This is a genomic window from Peribacillus sp. CSMR9 (assembly GCF_033141925.1).
Taxonomy (GTDB): domain Bacteria; phylum Bacillota; class Bacilli; order Bacillales; family DSM-1321; genus Peribacillus; species Peribacillus simplex_A.
Genome location: NZ_JAOPHO010000076.1, coordinates 1 through 15769 on the forward strand (window position 1 = coordinate 1; position 15769 = coordinate 15769).

Consider the following 15769-nt stretch of genomic DNA (forward strand, 5'->3'; position numbering starts at 1 on the left):
ATTAAGCTAACCACTACTACTGCCTTCATGGTTCGGGACTTTCACCCTATAGATTGCACCCATGCCGGGCGCACAAATAAAAGCAGACCGACTGATGATATGCCGGTCTGCTGATTGATGCTGATCATTTCCATAAAAGCAAGTGCCTTCCCTTACCTTTTATTCGCCTTGGTGAATGGCTGACCTATTGCGTCTATTATAATCCTTATGTATCAGCCTGCATGCCATTCATCCATCAATACGTTTGACGGCGATCATATATTCCTTATGCCATTTTTCCCATTCATCCATTGGAAAATCCTTATATTGACCAGCCAGTAAATCACTTAACATATCTAGGCAAACATGCCAGCCTGCCAAATCTTTTGATGTATGATCATTAACTGGCCGGATGGATTCTTTCAATACTAATGAACATCCATCCTTTTCAGGGGATACCTCGAAACGAACCCAGCCGTCACCCCATTCAAAATCTAAAACGGCAGATTCCTGAAAATCCCTTATCTTCATATCAAAGGAGTCCCCTGACCCATCATTCATATTGAATTTTATGGTCCCGTCTTTTCGAAGGTCCTTCATTTCCAGGTTGGACATCCACTTTTCCACCTGATCATTCTCAGTTAAAGCACCCCATACCTTTTCCACCGAATGATCGAGCTGGCGATAGAATCTTGCGATGATCCCATTTCCTTCTTTTTCGATTACAGCTTGCATACACATTCCTCCCCATTCAATTCGTCCAAATGTTCCGGCCTACTAGATCTGATTTTTATGATAAAAAATGGTAGGATGGAATTCTCCTTTTGAGATACAGGAAACTTCCCTTGCATCAAGGACCTATAATGTCCGTCCCTCCTTGCCACTCCTCAGCCTGCTGCATGAGTGAACGGCCTTAAACATTTCGACTATACTCAGTATGCGCCATTAATTTTGCCATTTCCGCCCGATTGCCCCCGTTCCGCTTTGAGCATAAATGTAACTGTACACTTCCGGCTGTCTCACCCATTTAGCGACAAATAGAATCACATCAGGATTTATGGCACTCTCCCAATAGGCAATGGACTAAAGACCTTTCATGGGAGGAAAAAACCAATGGACAAGCCATCTTCCACCACCTGCATCAAAAGGTCCGAAAGCTCATTAAGACGGACTCCAATTGATGTTAAACTTTCGACTCTCACATCAGCACTCACAGTTTTCACTCACTTTCAGGAGATACAGTTATATTCACCATCCCCGGGCGCTTTGATAAAGAAGTAATGTGAGCAAGATGATGGCGGCCATGCCATGCATAAATGCCAATATTTTCACCGACCGTCACCTCTCCCGAATCAGGATGGATGAATGCCCGGTTCAGGTCGTCTGCATGAAGGCGTGATAAAAGTTTGCCTAAGCGGGTGTGTACCGCTTCGATTAGTGATAAAGAAATATCAATCGGCAAATCATAATCAGGCAGCTCTGCCCATCGCCCCTCCTCATACGGTTTAATGACCGGGCTATTTTCCGTAAGGGCCAATTTAAAGCGAATATACGCATTCATATGACTATCAGCAACATGATGCACGACTTGGCGGACCGTCCATCCTCCAGGACGATAAGCCGTATCAAGCTGTTCATCATCCATGCTGCCTACTGCCTCCCGCAGCATTCCAGGCAAAGCCTCAATCTCCTTGATCCAGCCCTCGGCCACACCACTAGTAATTTCCCCATCAAACTGAAACCTTCCAATCGGGTATCTCAAATCCATCTCATTCTCCCTCTTTATGTCCAATGCACCTATATATAATTCTTTATCAATGCTGACAAGTCCTTTATACTTGCAACCCTTAGCTAATGCAACCCCTATATTGATCTTGATCGCTTTTCTAATTAACCCGCTATACGCTGGATTAAATAATCAAGACATCTATGCTTCCATCCACATCATATAAAAGCTCGATCTTGACGTTAGCGTATCTGGTAATATATTAGGACTTGATACACAAATAAATTCACGAGTAAACGCTCTTTTCTCATGAGTTTGCTGCTCATTCAGGCGAGTAAAGATCAATTCACGAGTATTTGATCCAATTTCACGAGTAAATCCACTTTTTTCACGAGTAAATGACCTAATCTCACGAGTAAATCCACTAAATTCACGAGTAAACCCACTTATTTCACGAGTAAACGCTCTTTTCTCATGAGTTTGCTGCTCATTCAGGCGAGTGAAGATCAAATTCACGAGTATTTGATTCAATTTCACGAGTAAATCCACTTATTTCACGAGTAAACGCTCTTTTCTCATGAGTTTGCTGCTCATTCAGGCAAGTAAAGATCAATTCACGAGTAAATGACCCAATTTCACGAGTAAATCCACTTATTTCACGAGTAAACGCTCTTTTCTCATGAGTTTGCTGCTCATTCAGGCGAGTAAAGATCAATTCACGAGTAAATGACCCAATTTCACGAGTAAATCCACTTATTTCACGAGTAAATGACCTAATTTCACGAGTAAGTCAACTTATTTCACGAGTAAACGCTCTTTTCTCATGAGTTTGCTGCTCATCTTGTGTTTAAAAGCCCTCTTAGTTATGAAAAAATTTGGATGGTGCCTTTTTGGTTCCTGAATTTTGAGCTGGGAACTATTCATTTTTTAGTGGGATATATATCATAAGGCATAAAAAAATGGTAAATTAAGAGTATTCTAGCAATGGGGGTTTCCAAATATGAGCATTCAGAAAGCGACAATACTTGAGCTTGAATCTCTGACAGAACTTTTTGATTTATACAGAGTGTTTTATGAGCAAACATCCGATCCTGATCGTGCAAGGGAGTTTTTAAGAGAAAGACTGACGAATGGAGAGTCTGTGGTTTTTATGGCATTTGAAGAAGGAAATCCTGTTGGTTTTGTTCAATTATACCCTTCCTTTTCTTCTGTAAGTATGGTGCGGTCATGGGTATTGAACGATTTATACGTGAAAGAGTCCGCCCGCAAAAAAGGATTTGGCGAGGAGTTATTGAAGGGGGCCATCACTTTCGCACGGGAAACAGGCGCCAAGGGGGTTTTACTCGAGACAGGTAAGGATAATGTAAATGCACAAAAGCTTTACGAGAAAATTGGTTTCGTTCGTGAATCGAATTATTTTTATCATTTCACCATTTAATATAAAAAAGTGTAGGGAAAATTTTCTTTTCCCTACACTTTAATGCTATTTATCTAGAAAACTAATTATTTATTTAGCGGTTTCCAGGCTAGCTTGAATTTCTTTAATAAGAAGTTCAGCACCTTCAGCGCTAAGTATTAATTTACCGTCAGCAAGTTTCATATTGTCATCGGAAACGTCACCTGTTACTTGACAAGTCATGTTTGGTTTATATTTTTGAAGGATTATGCGCTCTTGTTCTACGTAGATCTCCAAAGCATCTTTCTCATTAATTCCTAATGTACGGCGTAATTCAATTGGAATAACTACCCGTCCTAATTCGTCAACTTTACGTACTATACCTGTAGATTTCATTTAATTTACCTCACTATTTTTCTTTCAAATGGGGATTCTATATATTTCGTCACCATTCGACATTATTTGCACTTCTATTAAGATACCACTCCCTACCATATTCGTCAATTCTCGTATCTTCGTATATTATCTGCCTTTATAACATTTTTACACTCAATTTTAATAAACCCTTCATAAAGCCCGTCATGCCGCCATTTCCTGTTATTATGATGGTATATATTACTAATTCTACAGTTCAACTGCCAACGTTCCCATTTTATTTTCAACAACCACTCCTTTCATTCCATGTCGAATGATGGAGAGGGAATATCACTAGTCTAAAAGAATCCTGTTGATTTTCTTTTGCATTTGAAGGACAATTTAAATGGATAGATTTTAATATTCCGAAAATTTTTTTCTTCTGCCTTTGATGCAGTGGAACGTGATACTTCTGATAAGAATGTTTTAAAGTCTTTTATAGTAAGAAGAAAGCCGAAACGATTGCCGCACTTAAAGAGTCTTGGCTAATTACTGGCTCATAAAATAGATTGAGGTGAGTCAATTGCGTCCGATTATATTAGGTATTTGTTCTGCTTTCTTTTTTGCATTCACGTTTGTTTTAAATCAATCCATGGAGTTGTCTGGTGGAAGTTGGATATGGAGTGCTTCACTTCGTTATATCTTTATGGTGCCTTTTCTGCTGTGTATCGTATTAAGCAGAAAAAACCTGCGCCCCCTTTTACGGGTGATGAGAGAACGGCCGGGACCTTGGCTGCTTTGGAGTTTTGTAGGATTTGGGTTGTTCTATGCTCCTTTATGCTTTGCATCCGCCTACTCACCTGGCTGGCTAATCGCCGGCACTTGGCAAATCACGATCATTTCGGGTGCATTACTTGCGCCGCTGTTTTTTGAAAATGTCCAAACGAAGGATGGTCTCGAAAGGCAAAGGGGAAAGGTTTCTGTGAAAGGCCTCCTCATGTCCATGATCATTCTGCTTGGAATCATCCTGATGCAACTCGAACACACCAGGCACATTTCAATGGCCAATCTCTGGTTGGGAGTCATCCCCATCGTCATCGCCTCGTTTGCATACCCTTTGGGAAATCGCAAAATGATGGAAGTATCCGAAGGGCGTTTGGATGCTTATCAACGTGTATTAGGAATGACGTTGGCGAGTCTGCCTTTCTGGTTTCTGCTTTCATTGTACGGTTTCTTTACAGTAGGGGCTCCGACGAAGATGCAGAGTTTTCAATCCCTTTTGGTAGCACTATTTTCTGGTGTCATTGCCACGGTCCTTTTTTTCAAAGCGACTGATTTGGTAAGTGGAAATATGCAGAAATTAGCTTCAGTTGAAGCTACTCAATCAATGGAGGTGCTTTTTGCCTTAGCTGGCGAATTACTATTCCTATCGTTACCGATTCCTTCTCCGTTATCGTGGTTCGGCATCTTTATCGTTATCATAGGAATGATCCTTCATAGCTATGTGTCACATAAAAAAGAAGGTTCATCCCGGAAACGGACCGTGAGTGCTTAAATAGCAAGTCAAAAAAGAAACTGCTACGCTCTTTTTTACCATTGACAGGTCATGATAAATTGATGATTTTTAGAGTGGCAAAAAAGTTCACCATTCATTTTTTTCATTAAACTTTTACCTTGAGTAAGTTCAAAAAGTATGTATAATGAAAGGTAATTGTATATGTCAAAGGTTTTCTAGGGTTCCGCAGTGCGTCTTATTGCTGGTCTGGTCCGAGAGAAAACTCACAGCATGCTGTGTCACGGAAGGATAAAAGCCTGGGAGAAACTGTTTAACGGTTATCTCTTGGGCTTTTTTTGTTTTTTTGGTAAAGAATAAAATCGGAGGTGCGATATTTCATGGGCACAAACTGGATTAAAGTATTCATTGCAGCTTTTTTTGAAGTATTTTGGGTGATTGGCTTAAAACATGCAGATGACTTTTGGACTTGGTCTGGAACGGTCATTTCGATCATCATCAGTTTTTATTTGATGATTATGGCTGGCAGGAAGCTTCCTGTCGGAACGGTATATGCCGTTTTTGTCGGTATGGGGACCGCGGGGACCGTTTTTTCCGAAATCATTTTCTTTGGAGAATCCTTCAAGCTGAGCAAAATGCTATTGATCCTCCTCTTATTATCAGGGGTGATCGGCTTGAAGCTAGTGACTGATGATAAGGCTGGGAAAGGGGATGAATCTTAATGGCTTGGGTCTCTTTAATCTTAGCGGGGCTATTTGAAATGTTTGGGGTTGCGATGATAAATAAATTGCATAAAGACCGGAATTGGCAATCCTTGCTGCTGTTATTCATCGGATTTGGAGCAAGTTTTCTATTTCTTGCTTACGCCATGCAAACCTTGCCGATGGGGACAGCTTATGCTATCTGGACAGGGATTGGCGCATCAGGAGGAGCGATAATCGGGATGCTCTTATATGGAGAATCCAAAGATTGGAGAAGGATCGTTTTTATAGCCATGGTCCTTGGTGCAGCAGTGGGATTAAAACTTGTTTCATAGGAATGAATGAAGGCGATTTTTCGTAGAAATTCCAAAAGAAAAAAAGGAATATACACTACAATTTTTTATAAAAGCTTAGAAAATCAAAGACGACACATATATATTATGTGCCGTCTTTTTACCTAACTTGAATTAAGAAGAATTTTTCACGTGAAGTCATTTTATAAAAATTGACTTGCATCCATCTTAGTGGAATCGTTCCCCTTAACCTGTTTTAGCGTCGCTACTATAAGGAAGCTAACAATCACTAATAAGAGCCATGAGCTTACCTTTCCTAGATGAACGAGACTCCATGCATCGGTTTGGTTTGGATACTCCCAAGCTCCAAAGAATGTTGCGATATTTTCAGCTATCCATATAAAAAATCCGATGAGCACAAATGAAAGTGCGATTGGCATACGATAACGAGTTCCACCAACCTCGTATGTGACCAATGATCGCCAAAAGACGATGATAACAAGTCCGGATAACCACCAACGAACATCAATCCAATAATGGTGTGTGAAAAAATTTAAATAAATAGCAGCAGCAAGAGGTACAACGACCAAATATGGTGGCCACTTGACCAGTTCGACCTTTAACCTCCTCCACGCCTGGCAAAGATAACTCGCTACACTTGCGTACATGAATCCGCTATAAAGAGGCACTCCAAAAATTTTGAAATATCCTTCCTCTGGATAAGTCCAGGAGCCCATATGTACCTTGAAAAGTTCAAGTGCAAGTCCAATAAGGTGGAACAATGTGATAACCTTTAGCTCATCCCTTGTTTCAAGCCTAGAACGCACCATCCACCACTGCATCAGAAGGCAGATGATGAGCAGCCAGTCATACCGTGGCAGGAAGGGAAGCGGAATGAATCTTGTAATAGCCAAAGAAGCAAAAATAACGGCAGGAAACAAACATGACAGGGCTTGCTCCCAACCAAAACGAACGAGTTGTTTCAGTGCTCTCATGATTGGTGTCTCCACTTTTTTAATGGTTAAATTCATGAGTAACTCCCCTTTCTTCCACTTTTTAACCTTGGGTGTCTTCATCATTTCGGTATTCTAAAATATCTCCGGGCTGACATTCCAAAGCCTTACAAATCGACTCTAAAGTGGATAATCGAATCGCTTTTGCCTTACCGTTTTTCAATATGGAAAGGTTAGCCATCGTTATTCCAACCCTCTCAGAAAGTTCTGTAACACTCATTTTCCTTTTAGCGAGCATCACATCAATATTGATTATAATTGCCATGTTTTCCACCTCAGACTATTAAGTCATTTTCTGATTTTATATCGATGGCTTCTTGTAAAAGCCTTTGAAGAACAGCAGCAAAGACTGCAATCACCATTGAAGCAAAAATGACGACCAATCCGATTAATATGATACCTGGGGCGTCGTCCATTTCCGCCATGAGATAAAAGAGCGGCATGCCTGCCACATACAAGCTACTGATTGTGATTGCACAGTATTTTATCTTTTTTAAAGCTCTTACGGATAATTCCGAGAAAGCTTTGTTCTTGTCAATAAAGCTTAAAAGTTTAAAAGCTTGATATAGAGCAAAGTAAAATGGTATCGCAGATGCATACAAATCGATTAAAACGAGATATTTCAAATAAGCCATATCCGGATACAATTCTGCTGCAAACTTCGCTATCCCAGGCACCAAAAAGATGCACAAAACAAGAATCGGCATTCCAATAAGAATAACAGCTATCTTTAAAAAGATCGTTGACACTTGTTTCATAAAAAGCACCTCATTAATTTTTTGTCCATTTGAATTTAACACACCTTTTATCGTTTTACAATAAAACATTGTTGTTTTTTATTATATTATTATTGTTACCGAAATATCCTTTCCATTTTTAAAAAATATAAAAAAGCATTCCTCATTACGAAGAAATGCTCCATAACTAAACTATTCAATTCATAAATTAATAACTATGGTTCCCTTCAGCTCTACTGGTCTGCGTAACCGTATCCCTCTTCTTATATCATCAGGATTTCCCTGATATCCTCTTCTGTAAGTGCAGATGATGATTTTTCCCCAGGGTCGATGATTTCTTCAATAAGGTGTCTCTTTTTCTCTTGCAGTTCATTCATTTTTTCTTCAATTGTGCCACGGGCAACAAGTTTGATGACCTGAACCACATTCTTCTGCCCCATTCGATGGGCACGGTCCGCGGCTTGTTCTTCCACTGCTGGATTCCACCAAAGGTCATATAGAATGACTGTATCGGCACCCGTCAGATTGAGACCCGTACCGCCCGCTTTCAATGAAATGAGGAATACATCCCGTTCTCCTGCATTAAACCGATTGCAGATTTCCACACGTTCTTTTGATGGAGTTTGTCCATCCAAGTAGAAAAAGGCCTGTCCTTTAATAGCCAAATCCCTGCCGATGATTTGAAGCATTTTTGTAAATTGCGAGAAAATCAGCACCCGTCTTCCAGAATGCTTCGATTCCTCGAGAATTTGCATCAGTTGCTCATATTTTGCCGAGCTGCCTTTATAACCGTCCACAAACAAGGCGGGGTGACAGCATATTTGCCGAAGCCGGGTCAAGCCAGCGAGGATCCTGATCCGATTTTTCCTGAGGGTGTCCTTGTCCAAGTGTTTCAGCGTATCATGCCGCAGCTTCGCCAGATAGGCGCCGTACAGTTTCTTCTGATCTGGAAGCAGTTCCATCGATTCCAGCGATTCGACTTTTTCCGGGAGTTCCGCAAGCACATCCTCTTTCATTCTCCGCAGCAAAAATGGCCGGATTCTCCGGGAAATCTGTTTCCTTGAGAGGTTACTATACTCCTTTAACCCCATGAATAGCTCAGGGAATACCACATGAAAAAGGGACCAAAGTTCTTCTAGTGAATTCTCGATGGGTGTACCAGTTAACGCGAAGCGATGTGCCGCTTTTATTTTCTTGGCCGCTCGTGCCGTTTGTGTCCCTGGGTTCTTAAAGGCCTGTGCCTCATCGAAAAACACCGTATGGAAGTCCTCTTTTTCAAACCACGTGATATCCTTCCGGAGCAATGGATAAGAGGTGATCACTACATCCACGTCCATTACTTCCTTAAACAGCTTCGACCTTTCCTTTTTGTGGCCATCCACGACGACGGCTTGTATATCAGGGGCGAATTTAGTGAATTCGCTCAGCCAATTGTAGGTTAATGATGAAGGGCAGACAATAAGCGCAGGAACCCTTTTCTTACGGATTTCAGGCAGCTCCGATAAAATGAACGTGATGCTTTGCAGTGTTTTTCCCAGTCCCATATCATCAGCCAGAATCCCGCCAAATCCGTATTGGGCAAGTATTTTCATCCATTTGTAACCGTTCTTTTGATAATCGCGCAAAATCGGCCCAAGACTATTTGGCACCACGAACTCCAAGGCACTCGGATTCCTGATGTTATCCAAAAACTGACGGAATGATTCCTCCAATGTGAATGTCTGGCTGTCATTAACGGAATCAAGGAGTTGCAGCCCTTTTACGATTGGCATGTTCAGACTGTTTTCCAGGTCTTCATTTTGTACGGGAAGTGCATTCAGAAACCGATTGATTTCCTCGAACTCCCTTGTTTCAAGGGAAAGCAGCGATCCATTTCTTAAACGATAGTACTTCCTTTTCTCTTCAAGCGCTGCTAAGACCTCACGTATATGTTTATCGGGGATCGCATCCATTTCAAATTTGAATTCGAGCCAATCAGTCCGTTCTTTTTTGATTTTGACCCTAATGCGGGGTGCAGCATTCCCACGGGAAATCCGGTTTCTGACAGCTGTCGTGGCATAGATTTGTACCAGCTTTTGAAGTTTTGGAACGATGTGGTATAAAAACTCATACTCCAGCTCTTCATTATGTAAGAAATAGCCGCCGTCAGTCTCGGCAAACAGGCTTTCCTTCATAAGCTTTTGTATCTCCGCCTCCTTATCCAAATCCCTTATAAGCATGGCGACCGCCTTGGATTCCTGTTTTTCCAATGGGTTGATCACGATATTTTCATAGTGGAATTCCAGCCCCGCAAGCAGCCTGTTTTTCACTCGATCCAAGTATAGCTTAGCAACCAGCGGTGTCTTCAAAAACAGTTCGGTGATGGACCTTGCTATATGGACTTCACCGAGCCTTTTCAAACCTGGTACCACTTTGTCCAGGAATAATTCCAGCTGGTCATGATGGATTGGAATTCGATTCATTCCCGAATCCTCGAGCATTTGCTTCAATTCTGAAAGGCGTTTGCAATCCTCTTTTTCGAGCTGAACCAAATTCCCTTCAAATAGGACCGTTTTGTATGCATTCATCACGATCATCTCATTCAAACCTTTTATATTCAGCTGATAATCTTCGCCCTCGCTTTGGGTAAAATCAAACTGTAAAGGAAGCGATTCGCCGGATAAACGAAGACCATCAAATGTATGGCCTCCATATGCAAGCTTCACCAATGGCGCCCTACCAAGGATTGGGACAAGTCTTTGAAAGGAAGATGGAGGCAGAAGTAATAAGTGATCGTCCATTGTATATTCAAATTTGTCCGTAAGGGCATCAACATAAACCTTTTCATCCGATATCACTGTAATAAGCTCCTGAAGCACTGCATCCGTTTCCTTATGAAAACAATGCAGTTCAGGGTCATATAAAAATGAAAGGGTCAATTGGGCAGTTTTTCCTTCTTTTACCCGTTTCAGGAAATCCCTGACATTCAATAAATTGAAAGAACCGATTTTCATTTCCATTCCTAACATATATTGTCCAGTAACTATCCTTACAGGTTTACACGTAAACTCTGCATCAAGCAATTGCCTGTTTTCAAAGTGGAGCTGCTGACCGCTTTTGCGTACAGGCTGATTATTGAATAGGGTCAGCAAGCCCTCAGACAACTTCTTATTGGCTGAAATATCAGAACCAGGTACATTTAGGCCATCAGGGATCGTTCCCTCTCGCTGATGATCGCAAACCGACAGCAGTACGGCTGCAATATGCTGACAATCCCTTTGGTAGGAAGCTAGCGAAGGACAACTGCATGTAGTCTGAAAACCACCGACAGAATCCACTTCGATCGAGACATGGAAATCTTCCATTCCTTTAACCGCTGCTTCACAACCATCAGGACGGTAACTTTGAAATGTCACTTTATTGGCACGATGAAAAGCTTCCCCTCTTTTGAAGGAGACGGCCCCGCACATGTCTTTTATGATTTTTTGATTCAATTTGATATCCAAATTGCCGTCCTCCCTCCTGAGGTTTTTTGTTAATTGATTTTACATTCCGCTGAAAAATAAAGCTCATTTAATCATCATACTATGAAATGGGTATACGAGGTTGCAAAAAAGCAAAAAGACAAACTCCCATATTCGGAGTTCATCTCTATTTCAACAAGGGGAAATATCGCACCATCATTGTTGTCCTTTGGTGTTGCCTTTCTTTTTTTTTCGATAAAAGAAGCTGAACACAAGGAATACAAGAAGAATGAGAAAAAGGATAAGTTCAATGGGATCCTGCACCAAAAATGGGTTAAAGGCATGCTTGATTGAATTATCCAGATCAAATCCCATTAATATATCCATACCTAAAGATATGACCACTAAAGGGGCTAGGATCAAAACTGTAATACCAAAGATTTTCATTTCTCATCAATTCCACCTTTTAGGATCTTATTTTGGTGCTTGTTTTCCTTTTTTTCGATTCTTAAAAAAGGCAATGATCAGGAGAAGCAACGGGATGATCACCTGAAATGGCAGATGGATGTAATGAGGTACGGCACCTAGCCCTTCATAGATATGTTCCGTATAGCTGCTTGCTATAATAATCGAGATCAATAAAATGACCATGCCAACAGGGTAAGCAAGTCTGGAGGGCTGTTTAACATTGAAAACATTCGCCGTACCCGTTACCGCTACATAAGTAAATACACATATCTTGATGAACCCGCCAATCAACAACAAAAACAAGAAGTACACATCGAGACGTTCAAGAAAGCCAGCGACCTCTATAGACTGAATGAGGGTAAGAAGGGGGTATTGCGAACGTGTTGTAAGGTCTACACCAAGTACAGCAATATTAACAGCCATTATTATCGCTAGAAAAATCCCGCTTGTCGCCAAGCCCCCTATCCCAATTTTTTTCAGTCGCTGAGGCTCATTCAAATAAGGAAAAATCATTAAAAACACTATGATTTCGCCAAATGGAAAGAAAACGGTTTTAGTGAAACCCATTTTCATCATCTCTGTCCCGCTGATTTCAAAAACGGGTTTTAAGTTGTTTAAATGGATCATGCCTGAAGCAATAATCAGAAGCATGAAGGTCATTAAAAGTAAATTCTCCAAGACAAAGAATAGTTCCCCCGTCCTCGCCAATACTTCTATCCCTTTACGGACCGTATACACCACGACTAAAATGAATACAGCGTTTGCAAAAAATAACGGAAGACGAGGATAGGCAAAAGTAAGCAGTGTATCTCCGAAATCCCTCAGCACCCTTGCAGCAAGATAGATGAAATAAAGGATGTATAGAAAAGCTACGATCCTGCCTAGAAAATTCCCCAATAAATGTTTTACAAACTCTGTTAACAGCTGATCAGGGTAGTATTGAAAAAGACCATAATAAATGAAAAACAATAAAAATCCGCCTATCATCGCAATAAGGATGACTAGCCAAGCAGCCTGCTTGGCATCACCTGCAAGCGGAACCAAAAGTGCACTGCCCATTTCAAACAGGACAATAAGGACGAACAGCTGGTAACCGCTGATTTTTGCCTTTTCCATGAGGATGCCACTTCCTTTCCATTATTGATCTTTCTTTTTTAAATTTGAAAGAAATGGCTTATTACGTAATCCGGTACGGCGAATGAAAGTCTCTGCCTGCACATCTACTTCGAGCTTAGGAAAAGATACATCGTCCCAGTTTTTTTCGATTTTCTTCCATTCTTTAGGGTGATTTTCGTGCATGATTTCACCAAAGCCAAAAATATCGGATTTATTTTTTTGTGCCCGAACGACCGCATCTTCCATCTCCTTCTTTAATTTCTTGGCTAACTTCTTTTCAATATCTATCAAAACATGCGTATCGGTTAGATTCAAAGGAACATTCACCTCCCGGATATCTCCTTCTGCACGGACCTTTATAAATACCTTAGGTTTTCCATTTTCCATTTTTACCGAAACGTTAGTTTTTTGACGAATCACCTGGTAGGTGACTGCGTCTTTTTTATCCTCCCAATCAATGTTTAAATTGGTACTTTCGATCCTATCCAATACCCACATTGCCCCTATTGCCTTATCGCCATCCAGCCAGTCAATCAATTTTCCATCTTTAAAAACACCAATTCCCGCTGCATTAGGGTTTGCCTTAATTTCCGAAGACTGGGTATTCTCCATTTTATCCTCTTTACCTGTGTCTCCTCTAACGGTAAAACCACTTATTATCGGTTCTTTCCCGGTACTAAGCAGATTCTTGATCACTTCTTGGAGATTGATGCTAATATTTTCCCCCTGGGTTTTTTCAGTGACTTCAATCGTCCTAATGATTTTCTCAGCAGATACCTTATCGATTGCGGTTAACGTTTCGATTATATCCTTGGCTTTTACACCTCGGGAAATCACGATCCTCGTAGTTGCCCTGAATTCCGGTGAACGCTCAAATGCATCGAAAATATAGTTGAGGCCCTCTTCTTTTGCTAGTTCCTCACCGATGACAACCAAGTTGGCATGAGCAAAATACATATCACGCGAGATTTTAGTTGTAGCGCTACTATCCAATTCAAGCACATTATCTCCGGTGGCCCTATAAATGGATATCGGTGGATTTGTTCCGCCGCCGCCCTGAAGAGCTCCCGCTACATTGCTTGGATTAATGATTTGGAATGTTCCCACTATCTTTCCTTCTTTATTTTTATCGAGTCCAACCGCCGAGACGATGGCCATTTCGTTTAATTCTCTTTTATCCCAACAGCCTGAGGTGAATATGGTGGCGATCAACATCATCCAGAGCAGAACTAATCTTTTACGATTCATTGCCTTCACCTTTTTTCTCGTCAGAAGTTTTCATTCCACGCGATTCAGGAGGCAGAGGTCTTTGATTATCGCCTTCCCTTATCAGATTATTTTCGTTGGTTAAAAATTTTGGCCTTTCCTTGAATGCCCACATAGGTCTTCTGAAGAATGTGTCGCCTAACCCTTCCAGATCCAGAGGGGCCAGCGGCGTCATATAAGGGACTCCAAGTGAACGAAGGCTGCATAAATGGACAATAAGGACTATAAAGGCTAAAATCATCCCATAAAAACCTAAAACACCGGCACAAATGATAAATCCGAAACGCACTATACGGGCTGAAATGGCTATTGAATAAGATGGGGTAGCAAAACTGGCAATCGCCGTGATCGAAACGATGATGACCATTGCCGGCGATACGATGCCGGCCTGGACTGCAGCCTGCCCAATCACCAATGCCCCTACAATGGACATGGTCGAACCGACAGCCTTTGGCATCCGAAGGCTTGCTTCCCTTAATATTTCAAAAGTCATTTCCATGAGAAGCGCTTCAATGACGGCCGGCAATGGAACCGTTTCCCTTTGGGCCGCAACGATGACCAGCAACTTCGTTGGGATCATTTCCTGATGAAAGGTCGTGGCTGCAACATAGACAGCCGGCCCGACTATAGAAATGATGAAAACGATGATCCGTAAAAAACGAGTGGCTGAAGCAATGTCGAATCGATTATAGTAGTCTTCGACGGATTGAAAAAACTGTACAAATATTGCCGGGGCTACCAAGACGAAAGGCGTTCCATTAACGAATATCGCCACTCTTCCTTCCAGAAGATTTCCTGCGACCATATCCGGTCTTTCTGTATGGTTAAGGGTTGGGAATGGGGTCATGACCTGGTCTTCTATCAATTGTTCAATATATCCTGATTCAAGAATGCTATCGATGTTAATTCGGTTTAAGCGCTTCTTGACCTCTTCGACGATCCCTTCCTTGGCAATCCCATTTATATACATGATGGAAACATCCGTTTTTGTCACGGTGCCTATTTTCATCGACTCTATCCATAAATCCGGGGTATTGATGATGCGGCGTAACATGGCGATGTTCGTTCCATTCGATTCCGTGAACCCTTCTCTTGATCCCCTGACAGTCAAATGCGTGCTTGGTTCCTGAATCGAGCGCCGTTCTCCCCCTTTTGTACTGGCAACCAAGGCTATGTTTATACCATCAACAAAAATGATGCTATCCCCTGATAATAATGACAAAAATAATTTTTCCCATTCCTTGACGGTTTCTACACCACCGAGGGAAATCACGTCTTCAGAGATTACATCCAACGCTTCTTGTGGAAGTATTTTTTCTGATAGATGAGGGTTTTTCATGATAGATTCAATTAAAAAATCCGTAACGCTTGGATTATCAATCAGACCCTGCACATACAAAATAGTCGTTTTTATTTCCGGATTTTGACCTATTTTCAACGTTCGGATAATAATGTCCGGACTGTTTCCCGTCTTATTCTTCACGATTTCCAGATTGGCCGAAATGGAACTTTCAATATAATCAGGTGTTTTGGATTGACCTTCATCTTCCTTTTTCTTTTCATTTTGTTTCATTTGTCTTTTTTGTTTGAAAAAAGAAGCCATAGCACCGAACCTCATTCCTTTTTCGTTTCACTCATTTTGTCCAAAGCACATTCCCTTTATTCTGAGTTCCACCTTCTTGCTCACACAAATCGAGTAGGAGGAGGCGCCTAGCCTCCGACCTCTCACACCACCGTACGTACCGTTCGGTATACGGCGGTTCA

The 15769-nt window shown here is 41.4% G+C and carries 17 protein-coding genes and 1 riboswitch; of the genes, 4 read left to right on the forward strand and 13 right to left on the reverse strand.

Annotated elements, in window-relative coordinates:
* Nucleotides 1–228 precede the first annotated feature (228 nt).
* The 4 genes from N9I19_RS21320 to N9I19_RS21335 all read right to left on the reverse strand — a co-directional run bounded on the left by N9I19_RS21320 (nt 229) and on the right by N9I19_RS21335 (nt 2420).
* Nucleotides 229–714, reverse strand: a complete 486-nt coding sequence (locus N9I19_RS21320) for an SRPBCC family protein (protein WP_317778919.1) — start codon at nt 712–714, stop codon at nt 229–231.
* Between the two features lie 484 nt (nt 715–1198).
* On the reverse strand, nt 1199–1747 hold the full coding sequence (locus N9I19_RS21325; RefSeq protein WP_317778920.1) for a YfiT family bacillithiol transferase: 549 nt from the start codon (nt 1745–1747) through the stop codon (nt 1199–1201).
* Nucleotides 1748–1906: 159 nt separating this feature from the next.
* A complete protein-coding gene (locus N9I19_RS21330) occupies nt 1907–2242 on the reverse strand; it encodes a hypothetical protein (protein WP_317778921.1) in 336 nt (111 codons plus the stop codon).
* The gene (locus tag N9I19_RS21335; RefSeq protein WP_317778922.1) at nt 2193–2420 is read right to left on the reverse strand and encodes a hypothetical protein; all 228 of its coding nucleotides are present in this window, start codon (nt 2418–2420) and stop codon (nt 2193–2195) included. Before N9I19_RS21335 ends, N9I19_RS21330 begins: the two co-directional genes overlap by 50 nt.
* Before the next feature lie 285 nt (nt 2421–2705).
* Here N9I19_RS21335 and N9I19_RS21340 point away from each other — a divergent pair, with 285 nt between their 5' ends.
* Nucleotides 2706–3143: a GNAT family N-acetyltransferase gene (locus N9I19_RS21340; RefSeq protein ID WP_089364751.1), complete on the forward strand. Its 438-nt coding sequence runs from the start codon at nt 2706–2708 to the stop codon at nt 3141–3143.
* A gap of 69 nt (nt 3144–3212) precedes the next feature.
* Here N9I19_RS21340 and abrB read toward each other — a convergent pair whose 3' ends face one another.
* The gene (gene abrB / locus N9I19_RS21345; RefSeq protein WP_061464502.1) at nt 3213–3497 is read right to left on the reverse strand and encodes a transition state genes transcriptional regulator AbrB; all 285 of its coding nucleotides are present in this window, start codon (nt 3495–3497) and stop codon (nt 3213–3215) included.
* A 541-nt stretch (nt 3498–4038) separates the two neighbouring features.
* Between abrB and N9I19_RS21350 the strand changes: the two genes are divergently transcribed.
* The 3 genes from N9I19_RS21350 (at nt 4039) to N9I19_RS21360 (ending at nt 6004) form a co-directional block, all read left to right on the forward strand.
* Nucleotides 4039–5010, forward strand: coding sequence for a DMT family transporter (locus tag N9I19_RS21350; protein ID WP_061464503.1), 972 nt, complete (start codon nt 4039–4041; stop codon nt 5008–5010).
* Nucleotides 5011–5175: 165 nt separating this feature from the next.
* Nucleotides 5176–5276, forward strand: a riboswitch (guanidine-I (ykkC/yxkD leader).
* Between the two features lie 72 nt (nt 5277–5348).
* Nucleotides 5349–5690: a DMT family transporter gene (locus N9I19_RS21355; protein ID WP_317778923.1), complete on the forward strand. Its 342-nt coding sequence runs from the start codon at nt 5349–5351 to the stop codon at nt 5688–5690.
* Entirely contained in the window at nt 5690–6004 is a 315-nt protein-coding gene (locus N9I19_RS21360; RefSeq protein ID WP_061464506.1) for a DMT family transporter, read from the forward strand. Before N9I19_RS21355 ends, N9I19_RS21360 begins: the two co-directional genes overlap by 1 nt.
* A gap of 161 nt (nt 6005–6165) precedes the next feature.
* On the opposite strand, the gene N9I19_RS21365 is transcribed toward N9I19_RS21360, so the two are convergent.
* From N9I19_RS21365 to N9I19_RS21400, 8 genes are all read right to left on the reverse strand, one after another.
* Nucleotides 6166–6957, reverse strand: a complete 792-nt coding sequence (locus N9I19_RS21365) for a DUF817 domain-containing protein (protein ID WP_317778929.1) — start codon at nt 6955–6957, stop codon at nt 6166–6168.
* Nucleotides 6958–7018: 61 nt separating this feature from the next.
* On the reverse strand, nt 7019–7240 hold the full coding sequence (locus N9I19_RS21370) for a helix-turn-helix domain-containing protein (protein ID WP_061464508.1): 222 nt from the start codon (nt 7238–7240) through the stop codon (nt 7019–7021).
* 10 nt (nt 7241–7250) lie between these two features.
* Nucleotides 7251–7733 carry a DUF2975 domain-containing protein gene (locus N9I19_RS21375; protein ID WP_317778924.1) on the reverse strand — a complete coding sequence of 161 codons (483 nt, stop codon included), beginning with the start codon at nt 7731–7733 and terminating at the stop codon, nt 7251–7253.
* A gap of 242 nt (nt 7734–7975) precedes the next feature.
* A complete protein-coding gene (locus N9I19_RS21380; RefSeq protein WP_317778925.1) occupies nt 7976–11197 on the reverse strand; it encodes a DEAD/DEAH box helicase in 3222 nt (1073 codons plus the stop codon).
* Between the two features lie 174 nt (nt 11198–11371).
* A complete protein-coding gene (locus N9I19_RS21385; RefSeq protein ID WP_230300777.1) occupies nt 11372–11602 on the reverse strand; it encodes a YczF family membrane protein in 231 nt (76 codons plus the stop codon).
* A gap of 27 nt (nt 11603–11629) precedes the next feature.
* The gene (locus N9I19_RS21390) at nt 11630–12739 is read right to left on the reverse strand and encodes a GerAB/ArcD/ProY family transporter (RefSeq protein ID WP_317778926.1); all 1110 of its coding nucleotides are present in this window, start codon (nt 12737–12739) and stop codon (nt 11630–11632) included.
* A 21-nt stretch (nt 12740–12760) separates the two neighbouring features.
* Entirely contained in the window at nt 12761–13987 is a 1227-nt protein-coding gene (locus N9I19_RS21395) for a Ger(x)C family spore germination protein (RefSeq protein WP_317778927.1), read from the reverse strand.
* Nucleotides 13977–15608 carry a spore germination protein gene (locus tag N9I19_RS21400; RefSeq protein WP_317778928.1) on the reverse strand — a complete coding sequence of 544 codons (1632 nt, stop codon included), beginning with the start codon at nt 15606–15608 and terminating at the stop codon, nt 13977–13979. Before N9I19_RS21400 ends, N9I19_RS21395 begins: the two co-directional genes overlap by 11 nt.
* Nucleotides 15609–15769: the final 161 nt, after the last annotated feature.

Coding starts and splice junctions, on each gene's coding strand:
- N9I19_RS21320 (WP_317778919.1), bottom strand. CDS start 714: ATGCAAGCTGTAATCGAAAAAGAAGGAAATGGGATCATCGCAAGATTC.
- N9I19_RS21325 (WP_317778920.1), bottom strand. CDS start 1,747: ATGGATTTGAGATACCCGATTGGAAGGTTTCAGTTTGATGGGGAAATT.
- N9I19_RS21340 (WP_089364751.1), top strand. CDS start 2,706: ATGAGCATTCAGAAAGCGACAATACTTGAGCTTGAATCTCTGACAGAA.
- abrB (WP_061464502.1), bottom strand. CDS start 3,497: ATGAAATCTACAGGTATAGTACGTAAAGTTGACGAATTAGGACGGGTA.
- N9I19_RS21355 (WP_317778923.1), top strand. CDS start 5,349: ATGGGCACAAACTGGATTAAAGTATTCATTGCAGCTTTTTTTGAAGTA.
- N9I19_RS21360 (WP_061464506.1), top strand. CDS start 5,690: ATGGCTTGGGTCTCTTTAATCTTAGCGGGGCTATTTGAAATGTTTGGG.
- N9I19_RS21365 (WP_317778929.1), bottom strand. CDS start 6,957: ATGAGAGCACTGAAACAACTCGTTCGTTTTGGTTGGGAGCAAGCCCTG.
- N9I19_RS21370 (WP_061464508.1), bottom strand. CDS start 7,240: ATGGCAATTATAATCAATATTGATGTGATGCTCGCTAAAAGGAAAATG.
- N9I19_RS21375 (WP_317778924.1), bottom strand. CDS start 7,733: ATGAAACAAGTGTCAACGATCTTTTTAAAGATAGCTGTTATTCTTATT.
- N9I19_RS21385 (WP_230300777.1), bottom strand. CDS start 11,602: ATGAAAATCTTTGGTATTACAGTTTTGATCCTAGCCCCTTTAGTGGTC.
- N9I19_RS21390 (WP_317778926.1), bottom strand. CDS start 12,739: ATGGAAAAGGCAAAAATCAGCGGTTACCAGCTGTTCGTCCTTATTGTC.
- N9I19_RS21395 (WP_317778927.1), bottom strand. CDS start 13,987: ATGAATCGTAAAAGATTAGTTCTGCTCTGGATGATGTTGATCGCCACC.
- N9I19_RS21400 (WP_317778928.1), bottom strand. CDS start 15,608: ATGGCTTCTTTTTTCAAACAAAAAAGACAAATGAAACAAAATGAAAAG.